This window comes from Arthrobacter sp. 2YAF22_2, assembly GCF_052114645.1.
GTDB lineage: Bacteria > Actinomycetota > Actinomycetes > Actinomycetales > Micrococcaceae > Arthrobacter.
Genome location: NZ_JBFRFD010000757.1, coordinates 1 through 1161, shown reverse-complemented (window position 1 = coordinate 1161; position 1161 = coordinate 1). Strand labels below are relative to the sequence as shown.

At 65.6% G+C, this 1161-nt stretch carries 3 protein-coding genes; all 3 read right to left on the bottom strand.

The window, feature by feature from the left end; translation table 11 throughout:
- Positions 1-154, bottom strand: a 154-nt coding sequence (locus tag AB4Y86_RS19330) for a bifunctional nuclease family protein (RefSeq protein ID WP_441403735.1), incomplete at its 3' end; no start/stop codon positions are given.
- On the bottom strand, positions 154-870 hold the full coding sequence (gene ftsR, locus AB4Y86_RS19325; protein ID WP_441403734.1) for a transcriptional regulator FtsR: 717 nt from the start codon (positions 868-870) through the stop codon (positions 154-156). The genes AB4Y86_RS19330 and ftsR, both read right to left, overlap by 1 nt.
- Before the next feature lie 23 nt (positions 871-893).
- The coding region (locus AB4Y86_RS19320; protein ID WP_441403733.1) for an FHA domain-containing protein at positions 894-1161 on the bottom strand (268 nt) is incomplete at its 5' end.

Here is a 1161-nt window from a genome sequence, read left to right as displayed (position 1 = left end):
GGACCACACCCTGCTGGGCCAGGGCGATGGCGCTTGCCTCCGGGGTGCCGATCCAGATGGGTACATGGCGCTCCCCGTGCAGCTCCTTGAGCAGGACGAGTGGCTGGTTGGACGGCAGCTCGATCCGCACGCCTACGATTTCCACCTCAATCATCAGCTGTCCATCCTCGAGATGCGGTCCTGGACGAGGGCCCGGTGCAGCGAGAGGCAGAGCTCGCTGATCTCCCGAGCCGCTTCGGCCGCGCGGGCCTGCGAGGCGGCGTCCTTGCGTGACATCAGGGTGCCCACCGCCCGTTCCACGAGCCCGAATTCGCGGTCCGCGGCCGCCTGGAAGGGCCGCAGGTGGCGGGGTTCCAAGCCGTGGCTTTCCAGCTGCACGCACGCGCGGGCGACCTGCAGGGCGTGCTCGTCGAAACTTCCGTTGACATGCCCGATCAGGCCGAAGCTGAGGAGCGACTCGAGCAACGGGACGCTGGCCCCGGACTCGACGCGCAGCTGTTCTTCGCTGAGCATGCGCACCCGATTGTTCAGCTCCGAGGCAAGTTCCGCGGAAACGATCCGCGGCGAGACCGTGACGCCCGGGGGCAGATTGTCCGGGCGTTCGCCGCGGTCGATCGCGTCGAGGTAATCCTTGATCACCTTCAGCGGCAGGTACTGGTCGCGCTGCAGGGCCAGCACGAAGCGGAGCCGTTCGACGTCGCTCTCGGAGTATTGCCGGTAGCCCGCCGGGGTCCGCTGCGGGTTGATGAGTCCCTTTTCTTCAAGAAACCTGATTTTTGACGCGGTCATGGTGGGGAAGTCATCGCTCAGTTGAGCCAGGACCTCCCCGATGTTCAGGACCTGGGGTCCGCGCCGTTCGGCTTGTGCCATGGCCACCGGCAACTGCCCCGATATCAGACGTTGCCTGCGGTACGGGCAGGGCTGAGGTAAAAGGTGAGCCGGAATTTGCCGATCTGCACCTCATTACCGGACTTCAGCTCCACGCTGTCGACACGGTCGTGGTTGACGTAGGTGCCGTTCAGGCTCCCGGTGTCGACCACCTCAAAGCTGCGCGCCGTGCGCCGAAATTCGACGTGCCGGCGCGAAACCGTGACGTCGTCGAGGAAGATGTCGGCGTCCGGGTGACGGCCCGCCGTCGTCACATCCGAATCGAGCAGGAAG